Genomic DNA, 23,907 nt, shown 5'->3' on the forward strand with positions numbered 1-23,907 from the left:
CCGTCTCCATGAGTTCCACGCCTTCCGATTCGCCGGATCGAAGTTGCATCGCCTTCATCGTCGCGCCCTGACTCACCTGCGGGAACAGTACTTTCCCTCTGGAGACGGAATACTTAACGCTCGCGGCTAGAAAGTTGCGCGCAGCCCCAGCTTGAGCGACCTCCCCGGCAACGGGGCGTTGGGATACACGGTCGTCGTCAGGATCGATGTCGCGCTGTAGGCGAGCTGGTTGGTGATGTTGTCGATGCGCGCATACCAGGTGAGGTTGGCGCGCTGCACGCGCATCTTGTAGGTGAGCGCGGCATTCCACAGCGTATAGGCATCGGTCGGAATGTCGCCGAAGGGTGGCACGCGGTCCTGCGCCGCGTAGTGGTCGAAGCCCACGCGCGCCGTCCACGGGCCATTGCCGTAGGCCAAGGTGGAACCCACGCGTGCCGGCGCGATGCGCGGCAGCGGCAGGTTGGTGTCGGTGTTCGTGGCCCGCACCAGATCGGCTCGCCATTCGAGGTCCAGCGTGGCCGCGTCGTCCAGGCGGGAGAACCCGCCCGTACCCAGCAGCCGGAGGTTGCCGTTGGCCTCGATGCCGGTGAAGCGCGCGGGCACGCCCCGATAGACGTATTCGGCAAAGGTCTCGGGGAACAGAAGCCCTTCGGGCGTGTCGACCGGAGGCGGATTGACTTCGCCATCCGCACCGCGCTCGCGGCCCGTTGCCGTGAGCCCGATGTAGTTGCTGAAACGCGTGACGTAGGCATTGACGCTGGCGGTGTTGGGCCCGTCCTTCCATTGGGCGCCCATTTCGAAGCCGGTCGATTTCTCCTTCTTCAGGTCCGGATCGCCGATTTCCCACGCGGCCGTCGCGACGTGCGGGCCATTGGCGAACAGTTCATAGTCCTTGGGTGCCCGCTCGGTGTAGGCGAGGTTCGACGTGAGCTGCCATTGCGGCGTCAGGTTGACGAGCGCGCCGAAGGCCGCGCTGCTCGGCGTGAAGTTGCGCTCGCCGACGAAGAATCGCGTGACCTCCGGGTTCTGGGGATCGCCCAGCGACTGCACCTTGACCTGTTCGGTCCGCGCGCCGAAGTTCAGGCGGCCCCATGAGGTGCCCAGGTCCTCGTTCAGGAACAGCGCATTCGACCGCGTCCGGCTGTTCGGCGCGAATGCCTCCTCCCCCGATGCCGAGAAGCGGCCGCTGTCGCTTGTGAAGCCGATGAGGCCCTCGAGATTGCCGATGCGCTGGTGGCGCGCCTCGAGGCGGAAGTCGTTGCTGTCGTTGGTGAATACCGTTTCGGGCAACGGCCCTTCGAACTCGGTGTGGCGGTATTCGGTCCGGCTCAGCTTGGCGTGGACGTTGGTGAAGAAGCCACCCGGCTGCCATTCGCCCTCCAGCGCGTAGCGGTCGGAATTCATGCGGATGGTGACGTCGTCCTCGGCCACGGTGCCGTAGTCGCTGCGGTAGGTGCTCACCGATGCACCGAGCCAGCCCTTGTCGAAGAACATCGTGCCGCCCAACGCTCCGCCGTCCGCCTGGTTGGCCGAGTTGCACAGCTTGTAGGCGATGCCGGGCCGTTGCGGATTGGCGCAAGGGATGGCGAGCGGCACCTTGACGTCGTCCGAATTGCGGCTGAAAGCATCCACGTGCAGGGCATAGCGGTTGTTGCCGCCTTCGAGCACCACGCCGCCGGCCTTTTCCCGATTGCCGGTTGCGAAGCCTGCGTCGGCTCGCCCGCCGAAGCCTTCGATCGGCTCTGTCGGAATGCGGTTGTCGATCACGTTGACCACGCCGCCCACCGCGCTGCCGCCGTACTGGAGAGCCGACGGCCCCCGAAGCACTTCGAGGCGATCGGTGACGAGGACATCGACGGGCACTGAATGGTCGTAGCTCAGCGCCGAAGCGTCGGGTGCGGAACCGCCGTTCTGCAGGATGCGGATGCGGTCGCCGTCCTGGCCTCGGATGGTGGGCCGGCTGGCATTGGGGCCGAAGTAGGTGCTGCTCACACCCGGCACGCCGTTCAGCGTCTCGCCGAGCGTGGATTGGGACTTGAGAAGCAGCGCGTCCCTGGCCAGCGAGGTGGTCGGCGAAATCGTGTCGCTGGCGCCGAGCGGATTGCCGGTGACGGTGACTTCACGCAGGGTGTCGGCGGAAGCGTCCGCATCGGATTGAGCCCAGGCGACGCAGGAGGCAAGGGAAAGCACGGCAACGCCCACGGCATTGCGACGGAAAAAAGATGGCATCTGGGAACACTCGTTGAATCGATGGAAAGCCGGCAGCCACCCGCAGGGCGGGTGCAGCTCGGCAAGCAAGGGGATTCAGCGAGTGGAAGGCGGGCCGCGCGCGTCGAAGAGCGCGACCCATCGGGCGAGCGCCTCGCCCTCGAGCCACGCGAAAGTGGCGGCCGGCAGCATGACCGGAAGGAAGACAGGCGGCACGCAGAGTGCGGCCGAGCCGTGGGACAACTGGTCGTACAGGCGGCAATCGGCGTCGGTGTGAGCGCCGAACAGTTCGAGAAGGCCGCCTTGCGAGTGGCCTGCGCTCGCAGCCTTCGCCGTGTCGGCAACTTGTGCGGACACAGCGGGCGCGTGCGGGCTCAGAGGGCCATGCACCATGCGATGCATGAACCCGAGCGTCGTCGCGAGCCACAACGCGAACGCCACCACGCACACGAGGGCGCGCGTTCGGATATGGCTTGTGGCAATTCGCATGGGGTGGGAAGGATACCGGGCTTCGGACTGCTCAGGACTTGACGCGTGCCGCAAAGGTCTTCTGGAACTTCTCGACCTTGGGGCCCACCACGAACGCGCAATAGCCCTGGTTCGGGTTGTTCAGGAAGTAGTCCTGGTGGTAGGCCTCGGCCGTCGAGTAGTTGTCGAGCGGCTTGACCTCCGTGACGATGGGCGCGCGGTAGGTCTTGCTGTCGCCGATCTCGCGGATCACGTCTTCGGCGACCTTTTTCTGCTCGTCGTTCGTGTAGTAGATGCCGCTGCGGTACTGCGTGCCGACGTCGTTGCCCTGCCGGTTGAGCGTGGTCGGGTCATGCACGACGAAGAAGATCTCCAGGATTTCGCGCAGCGCGATCTGCGCCGGATCAAACGCCACCTTGACGACCTCGGCGTGCCCGGTGCGCCCGGTGCAGACCTGCTCGTAGCTCGGATTCACCGCCTGGCCGTTGCTGTAGCCGGATTCGACATCCACCACGCCCTGCACACGGTCGAACACTGCTTCCGTGCACCAGAAGCAGCCGCCGCCCAGCACGATGGTTTCGGTTTGCGGTGATGGCGTCGACATGTGAACTCCGTCATTGAATTGGGCGAAGCCCGCATTGTCGCGGCTTGACGTCAACGAGGCGGCTCACTACATTACTAACCCGTCAGTCATTAACTATCATGCCCGCCCCCCGATTCCTCAGCGACAAGCTTTGCCCCGTGCGAAGCAAGCGGGAGCGCCGCAAGGAGGCCCGTCCCGGGGAGTTGCTGGAAGCCGCGCTGGATCTGTTCGTCGACAAGGGCTTCGCAGCCACCCGCTCGGAGGAAGTGGCGGCCCGGGCCGGCGTCTCCAAGGGCACCCTCTTCCTCTATTTTCCAAGCAAGGAAGAGCTGTTCAAGGCCGTGGTCATCGAGAACCTCGCCGGCCGCTTCACCGAGTGGAACAAGGAATTCGACGAATACGAGGGCACCACCGCCGACATGCTGCGCTACTGCATGCATGTGTGGTGGGAGCGAGTCGGCTCCACCAAGGCCTCCGGCCTGACCAAACTGATGATGAGCGAGGGGCGGAACTTCCCCGAACTCGCCGAGTTCTATCGGCGCGAGGTGGTGCGGCCGGGGCACGAACTGCTGCGGCGCATCCTGCAACGCGGTATCGACCGTGGCGAATTCGCGCCGATCGACGTCGACCTCGCGATCTACACCGTCATCGCGCCGATGATCTTCCTCATGCTCACCAAGCATGCGGCGGCCATCTGCGTCGACGGCGAAACGGACATCGACCCCGAGAAATACCTGGCGATCCAGACGGAGACCGTGCTGCACGGGCTCTGCGTGCCGCCGAGAGCGCCTGAATGAAAAGAACATTGAAGTGGGTCGTCGCGGCCCTGGTCCTGATCCTCGTCATCGGCGGGGTGCTCCGCGCCGTGGGTGCTCGCAAGGCGCAGCAGGCTGCGGTCGCCGCCGGCGGCACCGTGGCGGAAACGACGGTCGAGTTGTCGCCCAACGACGTGGTGCGCGTCAAGCGACGCGAGTTGGCCGAGACGTTGTCGGTGTCGGGCACGCTCAAGGCGGTGGACTCGGCGCAGGTCAAGGCCCGAGTCGCCGGCGAGCTGATCGGCCTCACCGTGCGCGAGGGCGACAACGTGACCGCCGGGCAGGTCATCGCGCGCATCGACCCGGTCGAGTACCAGTCGCGCGTGCGCCAGGCGCAGGAGCAGGCAGATTCCGCACGCGCGCAAGCCGAGGTGGCCCAGCGCACCTTTGACAACAACAAGGCGCTGGTCGACCAGGGCTTCATCTCCAGGACCGCGCTGGAGACTTCGCAATCGAATCTCAACTCGGCCCTCTCGACCCACCGCGCCGCACTCGCCGCGGTGGAGATGGCGCGCAAGTCGCTCGACGACACGGTGCTCAAGAGCCCCATCACCGGGCAGGTGTCCCAGCGGCTCGCGCAGTCGGGCGAACGCGTCGGCATCGACACCAAGGTGATCGAGGTGGTCGACCTGAGCCGCATCGAGGTCGAGGCCACCGTCGCTGCCGCCGATTCGGTCGCGGTGCGCGTGGGCCAGCGCGCGACCTTGCAGATCGAAGGCAGCAGCGCCGTCGATCCGAAGAGCGGCGAGCGCAGCGTCGGCGCCACCGTAGTGCGCGTGAATCCGAGCGCACAGGCAGGCAGCCGCAGCGTGCTGGTCTATCTGAAACTGGATCGCAGCACGGGCTTCCGCCAGGGCCTGTTCGCGCAGGGCACGATCGACGTGGGCCGCACCGAGACTCTCGCGCTGCCCTTGTCCGCAGTGCGTACCGACAAGCCCGTCCCCTATGTCCAGTTGGTGATCGAGGGCCGCATCGCCCACCGCCAGGTCGAGACCGGCCTGCGCGGGCAAGCCGATGGCCAGACGATGATCGCGGTGCGCGGCCTCGACGAGGGCGCGGTCGCCGTGGCCGGCGCGGTCGGCCCGCTGCGCGACGGCACGGCCGTGCGCCTGGCGCCGGTCTCGGCCACTGCCGCTCGCACCGCGCCCTGAGCGACGCACCGCCATGTGGTTCACCCGCGTCAGTCTCAAGAATCCCGTCTTCGCGACGATGCTGATGCTCGCGCTGGTCGTGCTCGGCATGTTCTCGTACCAGCGGCTGCAGGTCGACCAGTTCCCGAACATCGACTTCCCGGTCGTGGTGGTCATCACCGAATACCCCGGCGCGTCGCCCGAGATCGTCGAAAGCGAGGTGACCAAGAAGATCGAGGAAGGCGTCAACTCGATCGCCGGCATCAACGCCCTCACCTCGCGAAGCTACGAGGGGCAATCGGTTGTCATCATCGAATTCCAGCTCTACGTGGACGGGCGAAAGGCCGCTGATGACGTGCGCGAAAAGGTCGCGGCCGTCCGGCCGCTGTTCCGCGACGAGGTGAAGGAACCACGCGTGCTGCGCTTCGATCCGGCCTCTCGTGCGGTCTGGTCGGTCGCGGTGCTGCCGGAGGGCGCCAAGGACAAGCAGCCCAGCGCTGTCGAGCTCACCAACTGGGCCGACCAGGTGCTGAAGAAGCGGCTCGAGAACGTGCGCGGCGTCGGCTCCGTCACGCTGGTCGGCGGCACCAAGCGCGAGATCAACATCTACCTGAATCCGCAGGCCATGGAGGCCTTCGGCGTGAGCGCGAGCCAGGTCGTCGAGGCGGTGCGCAGCGAGAACCAGGCCCTGCCGGTCGGCTCGGTGCGCTCGCTCGAACAGGACCGCGTGGTGCAGATCGACGCGCGCATGGAGCGCCCCGAGGACTTCGGCCGCATCATCGTCACGCGCAAGGGCGGCGCGCCGATCCGCGTCGACCAGATCGCGACCGTGAGCGACGGCGCGCAGGAACTCGACAGTCTCGCGCTCTACAACGGGCAGCGCACGTTGCTGCTGTCGGTGCAGAAGGCGCAGGACGAGAACACCATCCAGGTGGTCGACGGCCTGACGAAGGCCATCGCCGAGATCAAGCCGCAACTCCCGCCCGGCGTGCGGCTCGAACCCATCGCCGACGCCTCGCGGCCCATCCGCGTCGCGGTCGAGAACGTCCGCCGCACGCTGATCGAGGGCGCACTGCTCACGGTGCTGATCGTGTTCCTGTTCCTGAACTCGTGGCGCTCCACCGTCATCACCGGCCTCACCTTGCCGATCGCGCTGATCGGCACCTTCTGGTTCATGGCGATGTTCGGCTTCACGATCAACATGATCACGCTGATGGCGCTGTCGCTGTGCGTGGGCCTGCTGATCGACGATGCGATCGTGGTGCGCGAAAACATCGTGCGCCACGTGCAGATGGGCAAGGGCCCCTACCAGGCGTCACTCGACGGAACCCAGGAAATCGGGCTGGCGGTGCTGGCGACCACGCTGTCGATCGTGGCGGTGTTCCTGCCGATCGGCTTCATGGAAGGCATCATCGGCAAGTTCTTCCACGAGTTCGGCATCACGATCGTCGCGGCCGTGCTGATCTCGATGTTCGTGAGCTTCACGCTCGACCCGATGCTCTCCAGCATCTGGCACGACCCGGCCATTGACAAGCACGGCAAGCGCGAGGCGCCCGTCACCTTCTACGACAAGACCATCGGCCGCGTGACCGGCTGGTTCGATGACGCGACGGAGCGTCTGGCCGAGGGCTACCAGTCCATCCTCCGCTGGGCGCTGGTGCACAAGCTGGCGACGCTGGCCGCGGCATTGGGCATCTTCATCGCGAGCATCTTCATGGTGCCGCTGCTCGGCACGGAGTTCGTGCCCAAGGCGGACTATTCCGAAACGGCCATCAGCTTCTACACGCCGGTGGGCTCCTCGCTCGAAGTCACCGAAGCCAAGGCGCGCCAGGTCGAAGCGGTGCTGCGCGAAATGCCGGAGGTGCGCTACACGCTCACCACCATCAACACCGGCGATGCGCAGGGCAAGATCTATGCGAGCATCTACGTGCGACTGGTCGACCGCAAGGCGCGCAGCCGAAGCGTCGACCAGATGTCGACGGTGCTGCGCGAGCGCCTGCGCTCGGTGCCCGGCATCACGGTCACGCATGTAGGCCTGCGGGACTCCGTGGGCGGCAACAAACCCATCGAGTTCTCGCTGCAGGGCCCCGACCTGAAGGAACTCGAACGACTCACCGCGAAAGTGATGGAGGCGATCCGCCCGATCCCCGGCCTCGTCGATCTCGATTCGAGCCAGAAGCCGAACAAGCCCACGGTCAGCATCGTCGTGCGACGCGACGCGGCTTCGGACCTCGGCCTGGGCGTCACGCCGATCGCGACGGCCCTGCGCACGCTGGTGGCCGGCACGACGGTCGGCAACTGGCGCGCGCCCGACGACCAGACCTATGACGTCAACGTGCGACTCGCGCCGGAGGTGCGCAACTCGCCGGCCGACCTGGCTCGCCTGCCCTTCGTCAGCACCGCGGTGGGTGCCAATGCCGACGGATCGAGCCGCATCGTGCGCCTGTCGCAGGTGGCCGAGGTGCGTGAATCCACCGGACCGAACCAGATCAATCGCCGCGCCCTCGCACGAGAAGTCAGCATCAACGCCAACGTCGACGCCCGCTCGGCCGGCGAGGTCTCGGCCGACATCCGCAAGGCGCTGGCCGGGATCGCGTTTCCGCCCGGCTATGGCTGGCAGTTCAGCGGCTCGACCAAGAACATGCAGGAATCCTTCGGGTATGCCGTGTCCGCATTGGCACTGGCGATCATCTTCATCTACATGATCCTGGCCAGCCAGTTCAAGAGCTTCCTGCAGCCGCTGGCGCTGATGACGGCGCTTCCGCTCACGCTGATCGGCGTGGTGCTGGCACTGCTCATCTTCGGCTCCACGCTGTCGATGTTCTCGATCATCGGCGTGGTCATGCTGATGGGGCTGGTCACCAAGAACGCCATCCTGCTGGTGGATTTCGCGATCCGATCGCGCGAGCCCGGCGTGGCGGCCGACGGCAGCGTGGTGCCGGGCCTGCCGCGCGCCGAGGCACTGCTGCTCGCCGCACGCGTGCGGTTGCGGCCCATTCTCATGACGACGCTGGCGATGATCTTCGGCATGGTGCCGCTGGCCTTCGCGATCACCGAAGGATCGGAGCAGCGCGCGCCCATGGGCCAGGCCGTGATCGGCGGCGTGATCACCTCGTCGCTGCTGACGCTGGTGGTCGTGCCGGTCGTCTACTGCTACATGGACGACCTGGCCAACTGGGCCCGCCGCCGCTGGAACCGCAAGGCGGCGTCGGCGCCAGCCGCAGCGCCCGCGGAGCCCATGCCTAAAATTGAAGGTTTGTCCTGAGTCCCACTAGGAAGGATCACATGAACCCCACCCCTACCCTGGAGCGCCTGCGCTTCAACATGATCGAACAGCAGATCCGCCCCTGGGATGTGCTCGACCTCGAGATCCTCGATCTGCTGTCCAATATCCGGCGCGAGGACTATGTGCCCCCGGCGCATCGCGCGCTGGCCTTCTTCGACATGGAGATTCCGCTGGAAGGCGCGGCGTCTGCGAAGGAGCCCGGGCAATGCATGCTTTCGCCCAAGGTGGAAGCGCGCATGCTGCAGGACCTGCACATCCAGAAGCACGAATCGGTGCTCGAGATCGGCACCGGCTCCGGCTTCATGGCGGCGCTGCTCGCGCAACGCGCCGCGCAGGTGCTGACGCTGGAAATCGATACCGCGCTGGCCGCGAGCGCCGCCGAAACCCTGCGCCGCAATGGCGTGATGAACGTCGAGGTGCGCCAGGCCGATGGGTCGCAGCCGCTGCCCAGCGGCCCGACCTTCGACGTCATCGTGCTGAGCGGCTCGGTCGCACGCATTCCCCAAGGCCTGCTCGGCTCGCTCAAGCTGGGCGGCCGGCTGGCTGCCATCGTCGGCGACGAACCGATGATGCGGGCCCACTTCGTCACCCGCGTCAGCGAAGGCAAGTGGGACACCGTGCAGCCCTGGGACATCGTGGCACCGCGCTTGCTCAATTTCCCGGCGCCTTCGCGCTTCAACTTCTGATCCGCCCCTTCATGATCGATCAAATCCGCCCGGCCGAGCTTGCCGAATGGTTCGCCCGGAACCCGGGCGCCACGCCGGTGGTCCTGGACGTACGCGAGCCCTGGGAACTCCAGACCGCATGCGTCGTACCCCAGGGCTTCACGCTGGCAACCATCCCGATGAACGAGATTCCGGCCCGCATTGCCGAACTCGACGCCAACCAGCGCATCGCCTGCCTGTGCCACCACGGTGCACGCAGCCAGCGCGTGGCCGCATTTCTCGCCCAGAACGGGTTCGACGAGGTGGCGAACATCGCCGGCGGCATCGATGCCTGGTCCGTCCAGCACGACGCTTCCGTGCCCCGGTATTGATGACACCCCCAGGCTTCGCGAACCTCGTGTCGCTGCGCCACCCCCCCTGCAGGGGGCAACAGCTGCGGCCCGGCGGAGCCGGTCCCGCGGTGTTCCACGCCTCGCGTGATCTGCGACCAACGCTTGCAACCAGCTACTGATTTCTTCAAGGACGTTTCATGCCCGTTCCCAGGCCTCTTCCTCTTTCGGCAGCGCTCGCGACCGTGTTCGCAGCGGCGATCGCACTGCCGGCTCATGGCCAGAGCCTGATCGAACTCTATGACTCGGCGCGCAGCTACGACGCCACCTACCAGGGCGCACGCGCGCAATACGACGCGAGCCTGGCACGGGCGGCGCAGGCGAAGGCGGGCATCCTGCCATCGGTGGGGCTGTCGGCCAATGCATCGGCCACGCAGCAGGAACTGTCGACCGACAACCTCACCGTCAATCGCGGCTTTCCGAATCAGTCCGCCGGCATCAACGCCACGCAGCCCTTGTACCGCCCGGCCAACTGGGCCGTCTACGAGCAGAGCAAGCGGCAGGTCAACATCGCCCAGGCGACGCTCACCATTGCCGAGCAGGACCTGGTCGTGCGCGTGAGCCAGGCCTACTTCGACGTGCTCTCCGCGCAGGACAGCCTGGCGCTGGTCCGGGCCCAGAAGATCGCGGTGGCCGAACAGCTGGCCTCGGCCAAGCGCAATTTCGAGGTCGGCACGTCGACCATCACCGATTCGCGCGAGGCGCAGGCCCGCTACGACCTCGTGGTCGCGCAGGAAATCACCGCCGAGAACGACCTGCAGGTCAAGAAGATCGCGCTCGACCAGTTGGTGGGCCGCCCGGGCACCAACCCGACGCCGCTGGCGGCACCGGTCGTGTTGCCGCCCGTCGTTCCCGCCGACATGAACGCCTGGGTGACGCAGGCCGAGGCCGTGCACCCCGCCATTCAGCAAGCGGAACTCGGACTTGAAGTGGCCAAGCTCGAAGTGGACAAGGCCCAGGCCGGCCACAAGCCCACCCTCGATGCGCAACTGGGTTACAACGCCACGAACAACCCGCAGGGCACCAGCACCAGCACCAGCACCGGCCGCGTGCGCGTGAACGCCGCCAGCATCGGCGTGGTGTTCAACCTGCCGCTGTTCGCCGGCTTCGCGACCGAGAACCGCGTCAAGGAAACGCTGGCGCTCGAAGAGCAGCAACGCCAGATCCTCGAATCGACGCGCCGGAGCGTCTCGCAAGCCACGCGCGCCGCCTACCTGGGCCTGATCTCGGGTGCAGGCCAAGTCAAGGCGCTCGAAGCCGCAGAGGCCTCCAGCCAGAGCGCGCTCGACGCCAATCGACTCGGCTACCAGGTGGGCGTGCGCATCAACATCGACGTGCTCAACTCCCAAAGCCAGCTCTTCCAGACCAAGCGCGACCTCGCGGTGGCGCGCTACAACGTGCTGGTGGGCAACCTCAAGCTACGCCAGGCCAACGGCACGCTGACGTCTGACGACCTCACGACCATCAACAACACGCTGGCCACCAATGGCCGAGCCAGTGTCGCCAGTGAGGCCTCGCCTTACCAGCCTTCGGCCGCGACTCAAAGCCCGGTGCCGGTTCCGCAGAACACGATTCCGGTGGTGCCGCCCGTCGTGACGCCGCCTTTCAATCCCCAGCCACCGACGATGCCGGTGCCGCCTCCGCCGCCGGTGATCGTCGTTCCGCCTTCGCGCTAGCCGGATCCATCATTTCGTGGACAAGGCCTGAAAAGGCCAACGCGGCCGGCGACATGGTCCGGTTCGCGAGCATCACGATGCTGTAGTGCGTCTGCATGCGCATCAGCCGTTTGATCGGCAGGCGCAGCAGCGATTCAGTCCCGTGGTTCAGGCCCACGGTGTCGGGCGCGAGGATCACCGCATTGGCCGTCAGCGCCAGGTGCCTCAGTGTTCCCAGGTCGTCGCAGACGACGTTGAAGACGGGGCGGTCCGTGCGCTTCACCTGCTTGTCGAAGTGCGCGGCGACGCCGAGCGGCAGGTTCGGGCTGGCGACCGGGTAGTCCATGGCCTGATCCAGCGTCACCTCCTTCCGTTGCAGCAGCGGGTGATCCGCACTCACGAAGAACGACACCGACACGTTGGGCAGGCGCTTGACCTGCAGCCCCGGCTGCTTCTTGAGGTCCCGCGTGTCCGCCACGAACAGATCGAGCTGCCGCCGATGCAACCGTTCGCTCAGCGTATTGGGGTCGGCCACCTCGATGCGAACCGCAAGCTGCGGATAGCGCTGCGTCAGCAACGACAGGGCCGGCCGACCCAGCATGCCCGCAGCGAAAGGACCAAGCCCGACCTGGAGGCTGCCGGTGGACAGCCCCTGGAGCAGCAGCACATCGCGCTGCACCTGCGCCGCGTCGGCGATGAGTTCGCGCGCCCGCGCCAGCACCAGCTCGCCGGCTGCAGTGAAGCGAACCTGGCCGTAGGCCCGGTCGACCAGGCGCGCCTTCAGATCGTCCTCAAGGTTCTCGATGCTGCGCGACAAGGCCGGTTGCGAGAGGTGTGCGGCCTCTGCGGCTCGCCCGAAGCTGCCCTGCTCGGACAGCGCGATCAAATGCCGAAGCTGGCGAAGTTGAATTTTGCGCTCCAATTAAAAATCAACGCTCTATTTTGCATTGGCTATCAGTTTGGGTGTTGTCCAGAATCGGAGCATTCAACAACGAAGGAGACGGCCGATGAAGACGGCAATCCAGTGGCAGGTGGCCGGCGTTCTGCTGGCGGGCCTTGCCTTGCAGGCGCCTGCCCAGGCGGACGACTATCCGCGCAAGGCCGTGACGGTGGTCGTGCCCTACGCGGCCGGCGGCGGCACCGACGTGGTCGCACGGTCGCTGGCGGAGCAGATGACGCGCCAGCTCGGCCAGCCGGTCATCATCGACAACAAGCCGGGCGCCGGCGGCATCCTCGGCACGAATGCGGTCGCCAAGGCGGCCCCGGACGGCTACACGGTCATGATCGGCCTCACGCAATCGCTGCTGACCAACCAGTTCCTCTACGAGAAGCTCCCCTACGACCCGCGCAAGGAACTGGGACTGGTCACGCAGATCGCCACCGCGCCGCTGATGCTGCTCGTGCCCGCCACGTCGCGCATCCAGAGCGTGGCCGACCTGCAGCGCGAGATGCGCACCTCGAGCGCCGGCGGCAACTGCGGTTCGTGGGGCGCGGGCTCGTATCCGCACCTGGCGTGCGCGTACATGGCGCAGTCGTGGAAAGCCAACATCACACACGTTGCCTACAAGGGCGAGGCGCCGATGCTGCAGGACCTCGTCGGTGGACAGTTGAGCTTCACCTTCGGCAGCGTCGTTTCCGCCAAGGCCTACCTCGATGGCGGCAAGCTGCGCGCCATCGCGATCACGGGCGAACAGCGCATGCCGCTCCTGCCCAATGTGCCTACCTTCGCCGAGGCCGGCTTTGCCGACCCCGAATACAGGATGTCGGGCTGGCTCGCGCTGGCTGTGCCGCAGGGCACGCCGAAGGCTGTCGTCGCGCGTCTGCAGCAAGCGGCGCAACAGGCGGTCGCTTCGCCGGAAGTCGCCAAGCGATTCGAGGTGCTGGGCATGGTGCCGATGGGCACGACCGCCGATCAATTCCGCCAGAACTACAACGCGGACTGGCCCGTCTGGGAAAAGCTCGTCAAGGTATCCGGAGCCAAGCTGGACTGAGTCATGACGATGCGCAACACACTGATGGCTTCCGACTTCGAAGCCGGGAACGACGACCCCACGACCCGCGGCTTCATCGCCACCTGGCCGAACGCCGAGATCCGTGACGAGACCGGCCGCGTGGTCTGGACCATGGCCGGCTACGAGTTTCTCGAAGACGAACAACCCGCACCGACCGTCCACCCCGGCCTGTGGGCACAGGCGCGACGCAACATGACGCACGGCCTGTTCGAGGTGACGCAGCGCATCTATCAGGTGCGCGGCTTCGACCTCGCCAACATGACGCTGGTCGAAGGCGATCGCGGCGTGATCATCATCGACCCGCTGACCTGTGCGGAAACTGCGGCGGCAGCGCTCAAGCTGTACCGCGAGCAACGCGGCGACAGGCCCGTCACGGCGGTCATCTACAGCCACAGCCATGTCGACCACTTCGGCGGTGTGCGCGGCGTGATCGACGAGCAGGACGCGATTCGCCAGGGCGTGCCGATCATCGCGCCGGCGGGCTTTCTCTGGCACACGGTGGCGGAGAACATGATCGCGGGCAACGCGATGTCGCGCCGCTCGCAATTCCAGTTCGGCCAGACACTCAAGCGAGGCGTGTGCGCGCAGGTCGATTGCGGGCTGGGCAAGAACCTCCCCCACGGCACCGTGACCCTCATCCCGCCGACGCGCACCATCGAGAAGGAGCGCGAGAGCCACGTGATCGACGGCATCGAGATCGTCTTCGCGCTGGCACCGGAAAGCGAAGCGCCGTCGGAGATGTTTTTCTTCTTCCCGCAGTTGCGCGCGCTGAACCTGGCGGAACTCGGCCAGCACACGATGCACAACCTGTGTCCACTGCGCGGGGCGCAGGTGCGCGATGCCCGGCTGTGGTCGCGCTACCTTGACGAGGCCCTGCACGAGTTCGCGCCGCATTCGGACGTGGTGTTCGCGCAGCACAACTGGCCCACCTGGGGCCAGGAGACGCTCACGCGCTTCATCGCGCAACAGCGCGATCTCTACAAGTATGTGCATGACCAGACCGTGCGCCTCATGAACAAGGGCCAGACGGCCGTGGAGATCGCGGAGGAACTGCGCCTGCCGCCAGAGTTGGTCGACGTCACGCATGCCCAGGGCTATTACGGGACGCTGGTGCACAACGTGAAGGCCGTGGTGCAGCACTACCTGGGCTGGTACGACGGCAATCCCTCGCGGCTGCATGCGCTGCCACCGGTGGAGGCCGGGACCCGCTACGTGGCCTACATGGGCGGCGCCACGGCCATGCTCGAACGGGCGCAGGCGGATCTCGAGCGCGGCGAACACCGCTGGGTGGCGGAAGTCACGAGCCACCTCGTGTTCGCCGAGCCTGGCAACCTGGCCGCGCGTGCGCTGTGCGCCACGGCGCTGGAACAGCTTGGTTTCGCTGCCGAATCGGCCACCTGGCGCAATGCCTATCTGCTGGCAGCGCGGGAGTTGCGTTTGGGCGTCCCGGCCGCCAAGCGCCGCAGCATGAGCTACGACCTCCTCAAGGCGGTGCCGATGGAGATGTTCCTCGACTGCCTGGCGATCCGGCTGGTGGCCGAGCGCGCCAGCGGACACGCGCTGAGCCTCGCCTGGCACATCGTCGACGCCGGCGAGCACTGGACCCTCACGCTCGGCAATGCCGCCCTGACCTATCGCCGGTCGAGCCTGGCCTCGAAGGCAGACGCCACCATCGCGGTGAGCCGCGACCGGCTGGCGAGCCTGCTGGCGCACGAGGACGGCATTGCCGCGGCCATCGCGAGCGGCATCGAGGCGGGTGACGTGGCCGTTGGTGGCGACGTTTCACGGGTGCGTGCCTTGCTCTCGATGCTGGACGAGTTCGAACCCATGTTCAACATCGTGGAACCATGAAGCAATTCACGGATTGCCGCAATCCGCCTTTCGGTAAGTGACGACGGCCGCAGACCCGCGCACAATGGGCTCGGGATGTCCGGCGTCTCAGGGCGCCGGGCTTGTCCGAAGGAGAGTTCGGCCATGCGATGTGCGTCTCGTCAAGCGCCCGGCGTATCACTCCACCGGCTTGCCAGGAAGCCGGGCGGCCCCGTTTTGCAAGCCCATGCGCGTCTGGCGGCAGTAGCCGCCGTCTGCGCGAGCAGCCTTGCCGCCTTTGCGCAATGCACGCCGGCGGCAGTCGGCGCAACGAGCCTCTGCGCTCCGGAAAGCGGCCTCAGCGCCCTCGCCAGGCCGCAGACCGGTGCCTACATGGGCAACCAGCGCCTGTCGAGCTTTGCCTTCGTGCAGAGCCTCCAGGATCGAGGGGACTACCTGCAAGAAGGCTCCCACAACGTGTGGCTCCGCGGCGGCGGACAGGGCATGAGTTCGACCAACGCCAGCGGCCGATTGGACACGGACAGCAAGGCCTGGATGCTCCAGGGCGGAGGCGATGTGGCGAAATGGTCACTCTTCGGCGGCGCCGACCGATTGCATCTGGGCGCCATGGCAGGTTATGCGAGCGGAAGGACGGATTCCAATGCCTTCGGCAATCCGATCCAGGCACGCGGGGAAACGTCCGGTGGCGGCTTCGGCATCTACGGCACCTGGTATCAGAACGACCGGACCCGGCTTGGCTGGTACACGGACGTGTGGGGGCAGTACGCACGGTTCAACAACACCGTCGATACCCCCCTTGTCTTCGATCGCTCGAGCTACAACTCGCACGTCGGCATGTTCTCGGTCGAAGGCGGGTACGCCCTGCGGCTGGGTGAAGCGAGCAACTGGGTGCTCGAGCCCCAGGGCCAGGTGATCTATCTGCACAATCATTCCTATGTCGCCATCGAGCCCAGCGGCGTCATCGTCGAGGGTTCGCATCGCGGCGCGTACACGTCGCGGCTGGGATTGCGCCTGCGCAGCGCCAGCACGCTGGATTCCGGCTGGCGCATTCGCCCCTATGCCGCGGTCAATTGGTGGTACGACAACACGGGTGAGGAACTCACGATCAACCAGTTCTCGGTGCGCGACATGTACCCGAGCAACCGCTACGAGCTGAAGGCCGGCGTCAACGTGGACTTCAGGTCCGGCTGGGCCGGTTGGGGCGACCTGGGATGGCAATGGGGCAATCAGTCCTACCAGGCGTGGACGGTGCGGGGGGGCATGAAATACGCGTGGTGACTGTTGCCCGCACCCAGGCTTCGCCCACCCCCATGCCGGAATGACACCGGCTTTCCGCGGCGTTTCTCGGGCGGGCCTGGCTTCGCCGGACGCGGTCGTCGGCGCTATTCCAGGCGTGGTTCGGGGCGTTCCTCGGGGGCTGGGGAGGCTTGTTCGGCGATCGCCAGCAGAGCCGCAGCGGTGCGCTCGGCGGCGCCTCGGTTCATGGATGCGAAGGCCAGTGCGGCCTGGGCCATGGCTTCGCGGCGCTCGGTTTTCTCGACGAGCTTGAGCGCAGCCGTGACTGCGTGCTCCATGTCGGGGACGCGGAGCGAGGCGCCGGCGGCCAGGGAGAGTTCCGCGGCTTCGGCGAAGTTGTAGGTGGACGGGCCCATGATCACGGGACAGCCGCAGGCCGCCGCTTCGATCAGGTTTTGGCCGCCCAGGGGCTCGAAGCTGCCGCCCAGGAGCGCTGCGTCGGCGAGACCATAGTAGAGGGCCATCTCGCCCAGTGAATCACCAAGCCAGATCTCGGCTTCGGTCGGCGCGCCGGCGGCGCTGCGGCGTGCAACGGCGAACCCGTTTGACTCGACCAGCGCAGCGACCTCGTCGAAGCGCTGCGGATGACGAGGGACGATCATCCACTGCACATCGTGCACGCGCTTGGCAATCGACTGGATCGCCTCCTGCGCGGGCGGCACCGGCGCCAGCGCGCCGAAGCGCTTGAGCACATCGAGCAGTTGCTGCTCCTCGCCATCGCGCGAGCTGGCGAAGACGACGACCGGGCGCGGCAACTGGGCGCGCAGTTTTGCGGCGGTCGCGAGCTGTCGCGCATCCGGCGTGGCATCGAACTTGAGATTGCCGAAGACGCCGGCGACCTTGGCACCCAGCGAGACCAGCCGGTGGGAATCGGCTTCGGTCTGCGCCCACACTGCCGCGAGCGACGAGTAGGCCGGCCGCGCGAGCCAGCCGAGGCGCTCGGCGTTGGCCAGCGAGTTCTCGTTCAGCCGCGCGTTGGCAAGCACCAGCGGAATGCCGCGCTCGGCGCAGGCGGCCGTCATCTCGGGCCAGACCTCGGTTTCCATCAGCACGCCGATGCGCGGACGGAAGCGATCGAGAAAGCGCGCCACAGGTTCAGGTGCGTCCCATGGCTGCCACACCTGCAGGTCGCCGGGCTGGAGCAGCTTGGCGCCCTCTTCGCGGCCCGTGGCCGTTCCGTTGGTGAGCAGGATCGGGATCTCGGGGTATTGGCGTCGCAACTCTTCGATCAGGATGCCGGCAGCACGCGCCTCGCCGAGCGAAACGGCGTGGATCCAGCACCAGCCGGTGCCGTTGGCCGCTTCGTCGTAGTGGCCGAAGCGTTCCTCGACCGCGTGGGCATAGCCCGGCTCGGCCACGGCGCGACGCCGGAGCTTGCGCCGGACCAGCGGCTGGGCCAGGGTGGTGAAAGCGCCGTAGAGGCGCAGCAGCATCGAACGCACGCTCAGGGAATCAGTGGGCGGCTTCGGCCAGGGTGGCGTCCGGCTTGGCGCTCTTGAGCAGCGCAAGCATCTCGCCTTCGATGCGATGAAGCGCGGCCTCGGTCTGGCCCTCGAAGCGCAGCACCAGCACGGGCGTGGTGTTCGACGCGCGAATGAGGCCAAAGCCGTCGGGCCAGTCGACGCGCACGCCGTCGATGGTCGACACCTGGGCCGGCGCATCGAACCTGGCGGTCTTGACGAGCTGGTCGACAACGGTATGCGGCTCGCCCTCGGCGCACTTCACGTTGAGTTCGGGCGTCGAGAAGCTGGTCGGCAAGGCGTTGAGCACGTCGCTCGCATTCGGGCTCTTGCTCAGGATCTCGAGCAGGCGGCACCCGGCATAGGTACCGTCGTCGAAACCGAACCAGCGCTCCTTGAAGAAGATGTGGCCGCTCATCTCGCCGCCCAGCGGCGAATCGATCTCCTTCATCTTGGCCTTGATCAGCGAGTGACCGGTCTTGAAGATCAGCGGCTTGCCGCCGGCCGCCTCGATGGCCGGGCCCAGGCGCTGCGAGCATTTCACGTCGTACACGATCGTGCCGCCCGGCGCGCGCGACAGAACGTCCTGCGCGAACAGCATCATCTGGCGGTCCGGATAGATGTTGTTGCCGTTCTTGGTGACGATGCCCAGCCGGTCGCCGTCGCCATCGAAGGCCAGGCCGAGTTCAGCGTCGCCCGCCTGCAGTGCGGCGATGAGGTCCTTGAGGTTCTCGGGTTTGCTCGGATCGGGATGGTGATTGGGAAAGTTGCCGTCCACCTCGCTGAAGAGCTCGGTCACATCGCAACCGATGGCCCGCAGGATCGCCGGGGCCGATGCGCCCGCGATGCCGTTGCCGGAATCGACCACGATCTTGAGCGGCCGTGCGAGCCGGATGTCGCCCACGATGCGTTGCGTGTAGGCCTCGGTCACGTCGACCTTGCGCACGCTGCCTCCAGGGGCCAGCCTGGCGCTGTCGGCTTCCATCACCTTGCGCAGGCCCTGGATCTCGTCGCCGTAGATCGCACGGCCGGCCAGCACCATCTTGAAGCCGTTGTAGTCCTTCGGGTTGTGGCTGCCGGTGACCTGGATGCCGCTCGTGGCCAGCGTATGTGCCGCGAAATAGAGCATCGGCGTCGTGACGGCACCGACGTCGATCACCTCGATGCCGGTGGCGACCAGCCCCCTGATCAGCGCTTCGACGAGCGCCGGGCCCGAAAGGCGCCCGTCGCGTCCCACTGCCACCGACTTCTCCCCGGCTGTGCGCGCGGCGCTGCCGAAGGCCTTGCCGAGCGCCTCGGCGACTTCCGCGTCCAGCGTGGTGGGCACCACGCCGCGAATGTCGTAGGCCTTGAAGATCGATGCGCTGAGTTGCATGAAAGCTACCCCTGGAAGTTCAAAAAATGAGGACCATTGTAGGCACGGCCTTCATGGGCCAGATGTCCGGAAATGGCTACTCCTGCTCGTGGGCGAGCCGTATCATCATTCCATGTCTCCCGCCCCCGCATCCACCGCTGCACTCGAGAGCGACGCCTGCTACCTGGCCATGAAGGCCCACGACGCACGCTTCGACGGCTCGTTCTTCACCGGCGTGACCTCGACCGGCATCTATTGCCGGCCGGTCTGCCGCGTCAAGCTGCCACGGCGCGAGAACTGCTGCTTTTTCCGTCACGCAGCGCAGGCCGAGGCGGCCGGATTCCGCCCTTGCCTGCGATGCCGCCCCGAATTGGCCCCTCGCGCCGCCAGTTGGTCGACCGAAGACGCATCACGCATACTGGCCTTGCAAGCTGCGCGCCTGATCGACGAACCCGACGCCTGGGCCGAGGACGGCCCCGGCGCGGCCCGCATCGCCGCGCGGCTCGGCGTCAGCGACCGGCACCTGCGCCGCATCTTCGAGACGCAGTTCGGCGTGTCGCCCCTGCAATACCTGCAAACGCGCCGCCTGCTCGCCGCCAAGCAACTGATCGCCGATACGCGCCTGCCGATGACGCAGGTGGCGATGGCCAGCGGGTTCGCCAGCGTCCGGCGCTTCAATGCCGCCTTCCTCACGCACTACGGCCTCAACCCCAGCGCGCTGCGGCGTGCGGGCACCGTGGCCGGCGATCGCGAAGATGCGTCGGTGACCGTGCGGCTCGGTTTCCGCCCGCCCTACGACAGCGATGCCATGCTGGACTTCTTTGCCCGACGAGCGTTGCGCGGCGTCGAGGCGCTGAATGACAGCGGCCCGGGTGGTACGAGGCAGTTCGCCCGTACGTTGCGCGTGACGCAAGGCGGGCGCACGCTCGAAGGCTGGCTGCAGCTTCGCTTCGATCCGCAGCGCGAGCAAGTTCTGCTGCGGGTCGGCGATTCGCTCGCCGCCGTGCTGCCGACCGTGATAAGCCGGGTGCGCGCCATGCTCGATCTCGATGCCGAGCCCATGGCGATCAACAGCGCGCTGCATGACAGCTTCCCGCTTGGCGATGGCTTGCGCGTGCCGGGCACCGTCGACGGTTTCGAGCTTGCGGTGCGCGCGGTGCTCGGCCAGCAGATCACCGTAGCGGCGGCACGCACGCTGGGCACCCGGCTGGTGCAGGTCTTCGGCGAGCCCGTCGCCACGCCGATCGAAGGGCTCGACCGGCTGTTCCCCACGCCCGCCGCCATCGCCGGTGCGAGCGGCGATGCGCTCGGCCAGCTCGGCATCGTGCGCCAGCGGCAGGCCGCCCTGCTCGCGGTGGCGCGCGAAGTGATTGACGGCCGTCTCACGCTGCATGCCGGCGCGGACGTACCCGCCACCCTTGCCGCGCTGCAGGCGCTGCCCGGCATCGGCGACTGGACTGCTCAATACATCGCAATGCGCGCACTTCGATGGCCCGATGCCTTTCCCGCCGGCGACGTCGCGCTACAAAAGGCGCTCGGCGTGACGACGGCCCGGGCGGCGGCAGAAGCCTCGCAAGCGTGGCGGCCGTGGCGCGGCTATGCGGTTCTGCGCGCCTGGCACAGCCCCGCACCCGCCACCACCCGGCCGGTCGACGCAACGACCGCCGCCCCTCCAACACCTTCCAGCGTCACAGCCTGACTGCCATGAAATTCAAGAACACGACCATCTACAGCACCCACATCGACAGTTCGCTCGGCGGCGTCACATTGGCCGCGACCGACAAGGGCCTGGCCGGCGTCTGGTTCGACCAGCAACGCCACTGGCCCGACACGGCCGGATGGCAGGCCGATGCCAACCATCCTGTGCTGATGGAAGCGGCCGCGCAACTCATGGACTACTTCGCCGGTCGTCGGAAGCACTTCGACCTGACCCTGGATCTCTCCCACGGCACGGCCTTCCAGCAATCGGTGTGGCAGGCGCTGCTCGCCATCCCTGCAGGCCAGACGACCAGCTACGGCGCACTCAGCGCGGGCGTCGGCAATCCGGCGGCCGTGCGCGCCGTCGGTGCGGCCGTGGGGCGCAACCCGATCAGCGTGATCGTGCCTTGCCACCGCGTGCTGGGCTCCGACGGTTCGCTCACCGGCTATGCGGGAGGACTCGATCGCAAGACCGCGCTGCTCGAACTGGAAGGCGCACTGTGAGCGAGGGCGAATGCACCGTGGGCGTTGGCGCGCCCAAGCCGGCAGCGCCGATCCCGAAGGCAACGACCGCCCAGCCCGCCAGCCGACGCTGGCTGGTCGACCTCGTGCTGCTCGGCGCACTCTGGGGCGCGTCCTTCCTGTTCATGCGCATCGGCGCCGCGGAGTTCGGCGCGCTGCCGACGGCGGCGGTTCGTGTGGGCATCGCAATGCTGTTCCTGTTCCCCTTGCTCTTGCTGCGGGGGCAATGGTCCAGCTTCAAGCAACACTGGAAGCCTGCGCTGGGTATCGGCGTCCTCAACTCCGGTCTGCCCTTTGCGTTCTTCGCCTTCGCGCTGCTGACCATCAACAGCGGTCTCGCGGCGGTGATGAACGCCACGGTGCCGATGTTCGGCGCGTTGGTTGCATGGGGGTGGTTCGGCGACCGTCCCGACCGCTCGCGAATCCTCGGCCTGGTGATCGGCTTTGCCGGTGTTGCGATGCTTGCCGGGCGCAGCGCGGGCTTTCACTCGGGTGCCGACGAAGGCGCTGCGCGCTGGGCCATCGCCTCCTGTCTCGCCGCATGCATCTGTTATGCGTTCGCGGCGAGCCTGACGCGCAAGCACCTGGTGGGCGTCCCCGCATTGGCGACGGCGACAGGCAGCCAGATCGGCGCCACGCTCGCCCTCGCAGTGCCGGCCTTCTGGCTCTGGCCGGCGCAGATGCCCAGCCTGCACGCATGGCTTGCGCTCATCGCCGTGGGCACAGCCTGCACGGGCCTGGCCTACATCCTGTTCTTCCGGCTGATCGAGGCCGCGGGGCCGGCCCGCGCGCTGACGGTCACCTTCCTGGTGCCGGTGTTCGCGCTCTTCTACGGCGCCGTGTTCCTCGGCGAAGAGATCACGCAATGGATGCTGATCTGCGCGGCGGTGATCGTCTGCGGCGTCGCGTTATCGACCGGGCTTGTCAAGCTGGGTGGCCGCGGCAGTTGAGGCGACGGAGCCGTCGTTCGCCGAATCCTGGATCAACGTGGCCACCACGTTGATCGACAGCGCCAGCACCAGCATGTTGAAGGTGAACGAGACCACGCCGTGCAAGAGCGTGATGCGCCGCATGTCGCGCGAGGTGACCTGCACGTCCGACACCTGCGAGGTCATGCCGACCACGAAGGAGTAGTAGAGGAAGTCGAAATAGTCCGGGTCCAGCTTGCCCGGGAAGTCCAGACCCGGGCCCTGCTCCGCCGGATCGAGCTCTGCCTGGTAGTAGCGGTGCGCGTAGTGAAAGGCGTAGATCGTGTGGATCAGAAGCCAAGAACTCGCCAGCGCAGCCAACCCGAGCGTGATGAGGCCGATGCGCTCCATGCCGTGCAATGTCGGCACCTTTCTCAGCAGCGTCAGGATCACCGCCATGCTCACGAAGACCGCCACCAGCATGATGACGAGAAGCCACGCCCTGGGCGGGTCCATCGACTGGGCGCGCGAGCGTGTGCGATCGGCGTCCGAGGTCTCGGCAAGCCACCATGCGGGCAGCAGGTAGACCGCGGCGCCGGTGCACCAGCCGAGCAGCCCGCACGGACCGGGATCGAGCCTCGTCAGGCCCAGGCCGAAGCCCACCGACAGACCGACGATGGCGGCGCAAAGGAGCCGCTGCCAGCCGGACATCATGACGATTTGCTTGCGCATGCGGCCACTGTAGCCTCTCTGCCGTGTACAACTGATCCGATCGATTGGCGCGACACTGAGACTGTTCTTTTGCCGGGCAATGGAGGACAGTCACGCATCCGTGCCGGCGCACCGCGCAGCCGGGACACCGTCGATTGCCCTCCATAAGAACCACTGAGCCACGCATGAACATCACACGCCACTGGCAGAGCCTGCTGCGAAGCGTCACGGGCGCCGCGCTCGCCGCCTCGACCCTGGCGTCAAGCCACGCCGCGCCACCGACGCGTGTCCCCGACACCATCGAGCAGCGCGCGGCGGCCTGCATCGCGTGCCACGGCCGCGAAGGCTCGAGCACAGAGGCGGCCTACTTTCCGCGGTTGTCCGGCAAGCCCTCGGCCTATCTCTTCAACCAGTTGCTGAGCTACCGAGATGGCCGCCGCTTCAATTCCGACATGACGCACATGGTGCAGCACCTGTCGGACGCCTACCTGCGCGAGATCGCGGACTACTTCGCCGGAATCGACCTGCCCTATCCGCCCGCGCCCACCACCACCGACGCCACGCCCCAGATGCTCGCGCACGGCAAGGCGCTGGTGTTCGAGGGCGACGCGGCGCGTGGCATTCCCGCCTGCGCGCAATGCCATGGCCAGGCGCTCACCGGCGTGTTGCCCGGCATACCAGGGCTGGTCGGCCTGCCGCGGCTCTATCTCTCGTCGCAGCTCGGCGCCTGGGTGACCAACGACCGACACGCGCTCGAACCCGACTGCATGGCGCAAGTGGGCCGCAAGCTCACGACGGCCGACATCAACGCCGTGACGAGTTGGCTGGTGCTGCAACCCGTGCCCGCCAATCCGAAGCCAGTAGCCCACGCGCCCAGCCCGGTGCCGATGGCATGCAGCGCCCTGAACACTCCCTGA

General features: G+C 66.9%; 20 protein-coding genes. 13 read left to right on the forward strand and 7 right to left on the reverse strand.

Features of this window, described 5'->3' with window-relative positions:
• Positions 1-126: 126 nt before the first annotated feature.
• The 3 genes from QTH97_RS04745 to msrA form a co-directional block, all read right to left on the reverse strand.
• The gene (locus QTH97_RS04745) at positions 127-2,229 is read right to left on the reverse strand and encodes a TonB-dependent receptor (protein WP_286566900.1); all 2,103 of its coding nucleotides are present in this window, start codon (positions 2,227-2,229) and stop codon (positions 127-129) included.
• 75 nt (positions 2,230-2,304) lie between these two features.
• Positions 2,305-2,697, reverse strand: coding sequence for a hypothetical protein (locus QTH97_RS04750; protein ID WP_286566901.1), 393 nt, complete (start codon positions 2,695-2,697; stop codon positions 2,305-2,307).
• A 31-nt stretch (positions 2,698-2,728) separates the two neighbouring features.
• Positions 2,729-3,280 carry a peptide-methionine (S)-S-oxide reductase MsrA gene (gene msrA, locus QTH97_RS04755; protein WP_286566902.1) on the reverse strand — a complete coding sequence of 184 codons (552 nt, stop codon included), beginning with the start codon at positions 3,278-3,280 and terminating at the stop codon, positions 2,729-2,731.
• A gap of 98 nt (positions 3,281-3,378) precedes the next feature.
• Here msrA and QTH97_RS04760 point away from each other — a divergent pair, with 98 nt between their 5' ends.
• The 6 genes from QTH97_RS04760 to QTH97_RS04785 all read left to right on the forward strand — a co-directional run bounded on the left by QTH97_RS04760 (position 3,379) and on the right by QTH97_RS04785 (position 11,220).
• On the forward strand, positions 3,379-4,056 hold the full coding sequence (locus QTH97_RS04760; protein ID WP_286566903.1) for a TetR/AcrR family transcriptional regulator: 678 nt from the start codon (positions 3,379-3,381) through the stop codon (positions 4,054-4,056).
• On the forward strand, positions 4,053-5,225 hold the full coding sequence (locus tag QTH97_RS04765; protein WP_286566904.1) for an efflux RND transporter periplasmic adaptor subunit: 1,173 nt from the start codon (positions 4,053-4,055) through the stop codon (positions 5,223-5,225). Before QTH97_RS04760 ends, QTH97_RS04765 begins: the two co-directional genes overlap by 4 nt.
• Before the next feature lie 13 nt (positions 5,226-5,238).
• On the forward strand, positions 5,239-8,469 hold the full coding sequence (locus QTH97_RS04770; protein ID WP_286566905.1) for an efflux RND transporter permease subunit: 3,231 nt from the start codon (positions 5,239-5,241) through the stop codon (positions 8,467-8,469).
• Positions 8,470-8,489: 20 nt separating this feature from the next.
• Positions 8,490-9,176, forward strand: coding sequence for a protein-L-isoaspartate O-methyltransferase family protein (locus tag QTH97_RS04775; protein ID WP_286566906.1), 687 nt, complete (start codon positions 8,490-8,492; stop codon positions 9,174-9,176).
• Between the two features lie 11 nt (positions 9,177-9,187).
• Positions 9,188-9,526, forward strand: a complete 339-nt coding sequence (locus QTH97_RS04780; protein ID WP_286566907.1) for a rhodanese-like domain-containing protein — start codon at positions 9,188-9,190, stop codon at positions 9,524-9,526.
• Between the two features lie 158 nt (positions 9,527-9,684).
• Entirely contained in the window at positions 9,685-11,220 is a 1,536-nt protein-coding gene (locus tag QTH97_RS04785; RefSeq protein ID WP_286566908.1) for a TolC family outer membrane protein, read from the forward strand.
• Here the strand turns inward: QTH97_RS04785 and QTH97_RS04790 are convergent.
• Positions 11,150-12,121 carry a LysR family transcriptional regulator gene (locus QTH97_RS04790; RefSeq protein ID WP_286566909.1) on the reverse strand — a complete coding sequence of 324 codons (972 nt, stop codon included), beginning with the start codon at positions 12,119-12,121 and terminating at the stop codon, positions 11,150-11,152. The two genes, QTH97_RS04785 and QTH97_RS04790, sit on opposite strands and share 71 nt — an antisense overlap.
• A gap of 85 nt (positions 12,122-12,206) precedes the next feature.
• Between QTH97_RS04790 and QTH97_RS04795 the strand changes: the two genes are divergently transcribed.
• The 3 genes from QTH97_RS04795 to QTH97_RS04805 all read left to right on the forward strand — a co-directional run bounded on the left by QTH97_RS04795 (position 12,207) and on the right by QTH97_RS04805 (position 16,319).
• Positions 12,207-13,190 carry a Bug family tripartite tricarboxylate transporter substrate binding protein gene (locus QTH97_RS04795; RefSeq protein WP_286566910.1) on the forward strand — a complete coding sequence of 328 codons (984 nt, stop codon included), beginning with the start codon at positions 12,207-12,209 and terminating at the stop codon, positions 13,188-13,190.
• 3 nt (positions 13,191-13,193) lie between these two features.
• Entirely contained in the window at positions 13,194-15,062 is a 1,869-nt protein-coding gene (locus QTH97_RS04800) for an alkyl/aryl-sulfatase (protein ID WP_286566911.1), read from the forward strand.
• A 195-nt stretch (positions 15,063-15,257) separates the two neighbouring features.
• Positions 15,258-16,319: an autotransporter family protein gene (locus tag QTH97_RS04805; protein WP_286566912.1), complete on the forward strand. Its 1,062-nt coding sequence runs from the start codon at positions 15,258-15,260 to the stop codon at positions 16,317-16,319.
• A 104-nt stretch (positions 16,320-16,423) separates the two neighbouring features.
• Here the strand turns inward: QTH97_RS04805 and QTH97_RS04810 are convergent, their stop codons facing one another.
• Together QTH97_RS04810 and QTH97_RS04815 are read right to left on the reverse strand one after the other, a co-directional pair.
• On the reverse strand, positions 16,424-17,779 hold the full coding sequence (locus QTH97_RS04810; RefSeq protein WP_286566913.1) for a 3-deoxy-D-manno-octulosonic acid transferase: 1,356 nt from the start codon (positions 17,777-17,779) through the stop codon (positions 16,424-16,426).
• 10 nt (positions 17,780-17,789) lie between these two features.
• Positions 17,790-19,172, reverse strand: coding sequence for a phosphomannomutase/phosphoglucomutase (locus tag QTH97_RS04815; protein WP_286566914.1), 1,383 nt, complete (start codon positions 19,170-19,172; stop codon positions 17,790-17,792).
• 112 nt (positions 19,173-19,284) lie between these two features.
• On the opposite strand from QTH97_RS04815, the gene QTH97_RS04820 reads away from it, so the two are divergent.
• From QTH97_RS04820 to QTH97_RS04830, 3 genes are read left to right on the forward strand one after another with little or no spacing between them, the layout of a single operon-like run.
• Entirely contained in the window at positions 19,285-20,850 is a 1,566-nt protein-coding gene (locus QTH97_RS04820) for a DNA-3-methyladenine glycosylase 2 family protein (protein WP_286566915.1), read from the forward strand.
• A gap of 5 nt (positions 20,851-20,855) precedes the next feature.
• Positions 20,856-21,353, forward strand: a complete 498-nt coding sequence (locus tag QTH97_RS04825; protein ID WP_286566916.1) for a methylated-DNA--[protein]-cysteine S-methyltransferase — start codon at positions 20,856-20,858, stop codon at positions 21,351-21,353.
• Positions 21,350-22,321: a DMT family transporter gene (locus QTH97_RS04830; protein WP_444813372.1), complete on the forward strand. Its 972-nt coding sequence runs from the start codon at positions 21,350-21,352 to the stop codon at positions 22,319-22,321. The genes QTH97_RS04825 and QTH97_RS04830 overlap by 4 nt, the downstream gene beginning before the upstream one ends.
• On the opposite strand, the gene QTH97_RS04835 is transcribed toward QTH97_RS04830, so the two are convergent.
• Positions 22,280-23,011, reverse strand: coding sequence for a DUF1345 domain-containing protein (locus QTH97_RS04835; protein WP_286566917.1), 732 nt, complete (start codon positions 23,009-23,011; stop codon positions 22,280-22,282). The genes QTH97_RS04830 and QTH97_RS04835 overlap by 42 nt on opposite strands.
• 164 nt (positions 23,012-23,175) lie before the next feature.
• On the opposite strand from QTH97_RS04835, the gene QTH97_RS04840 reads away from it, so the two are divergent.
• Positions 23,176-23,907 (forward strand): c-type cytochrome, encoded by a 732-nt coding sequence (locus QTH97_RS04840; RefSeq protein ID WP_286566918.1) that lies wholly within the window; start codon positions 23,176-23,178, stop codon positions 23,905-23,907.

This window comes from Variovorax gracilis (genome assembly GCF_030317115.1).
GTDB lineage: Bacteria > Pseudomonadota > Gammaproteobacteria > Burkholderiales > Burkholderiaceae_C > Variovorax > Variovorax gracilis.

Coding starts and splice junctions, on each gene's coding strand:
- QTH97_RS04815 (WP_286566914.1), bottom strand. CDS start 19,172: ATGCAACTCAGCGCATCGATCTTCAAGGCCTACGACATTCGCGGCGTG.
- QTH97_RS04840 (WP_286566918.1), top strand. CDS start 23,176: ATGAACATCACACGCCACTGGCAGAGCCTGCTGCGAAGCGTCACGGGC.
- QTH97_RS04770 (WP_286566905.1), top strand. CDS start 5,239: ATGTGGTTCACCCGCGTCAGTCTCAAGAATCCCGTCTTCGCGACGATG.
- QTH97_RS04825 (WP_286566916.1), top strand. CDS start 20,856: ATGAAATTCAAGAACACGACCATCTACAGCACCCACATCGACAGTTCG.
- QTH97_RS04765 (WP_286566904.1), top strand. CDS start 4,053: ATGAAAAGAACATTGAAGTGGGTCGTCGCGGCCCTGGTCCTGATCCTC.
- QTH97_RS04835 (WP_286566917.1), bottom strand. CDS start 23,011: ATGCGCAAGCAAATCGTCATGATGTCCGGCTGGCAGCGGCTCCTTTGC.
- msrA (WP_286566902.1), bottom strand. CDS start 3,280: ATGTCGACGCCATCACCGCAAACCGAAACCATCGTGCTGGGCGGCGGC.
- QTH97_RS04785 (WP_286566908.1), top strand. CDS start 9,685: ATGCCCGTTCCCAGGCCTCTTCCTCTTTCGGCAGCGCTCGCGACCGTG.
- QTH97_RS04820 (WP_286566915.1), top strand. CDS start 19,285: ATGTCTCCCGCCCCCGCATCCACCGCTGCACTCGAGAGCGACGCCTGC.
- QTH97_RS04750 (WP_286566901.1), bottom strand. CDS start 2,697: ATGCGAATTGCCACAAGCCATATCCGAACGCGCGCCCTCGTGTGCGTG.
- QTH97_RS04795 (WP_286566910.1), top strand. CDS start 12,207: ATGAAGACGGCAATCCAGTGGCAGGTGGCCGGCGTTCTGCTGGCGGGC.
- QTH97_RS04745 (WP_286566900.1), bottom strand. CDS start 2,229: ATGCCATCTTTTTTCCGTCGCAATGCCGTGGGCGTTGCCGTGCTTTCC.
- QTH97_RS04780 (WP_286566907.1), top strand. CDS start 9,188: ATGATCGATCAAATCCGCCCGGCCGAGCTTGCCGAATGGTTCGCCCGG.
- QTH97_RS04760 (WP_286566903.1), top strand. CDS start 3,379: ATGCCCGCCCCCCGATTCCTCAGCGACAAGCTTTGCCCCGTGCGAAGC.
- QTH97_RS04775 (WP_286566906.1), top strand. CDS start 8,490: ATGAACCCCACCCCTACCCTGGAGCGCCTGCGCTTCAACATGATCGAA.
- QTH97_RS04800 (WP_286566911.1), top strand. CDS start 13,194: ATGACGATGCGCAACACACTGATGGCTTCCGACTTCGAAGCCGGGAAC.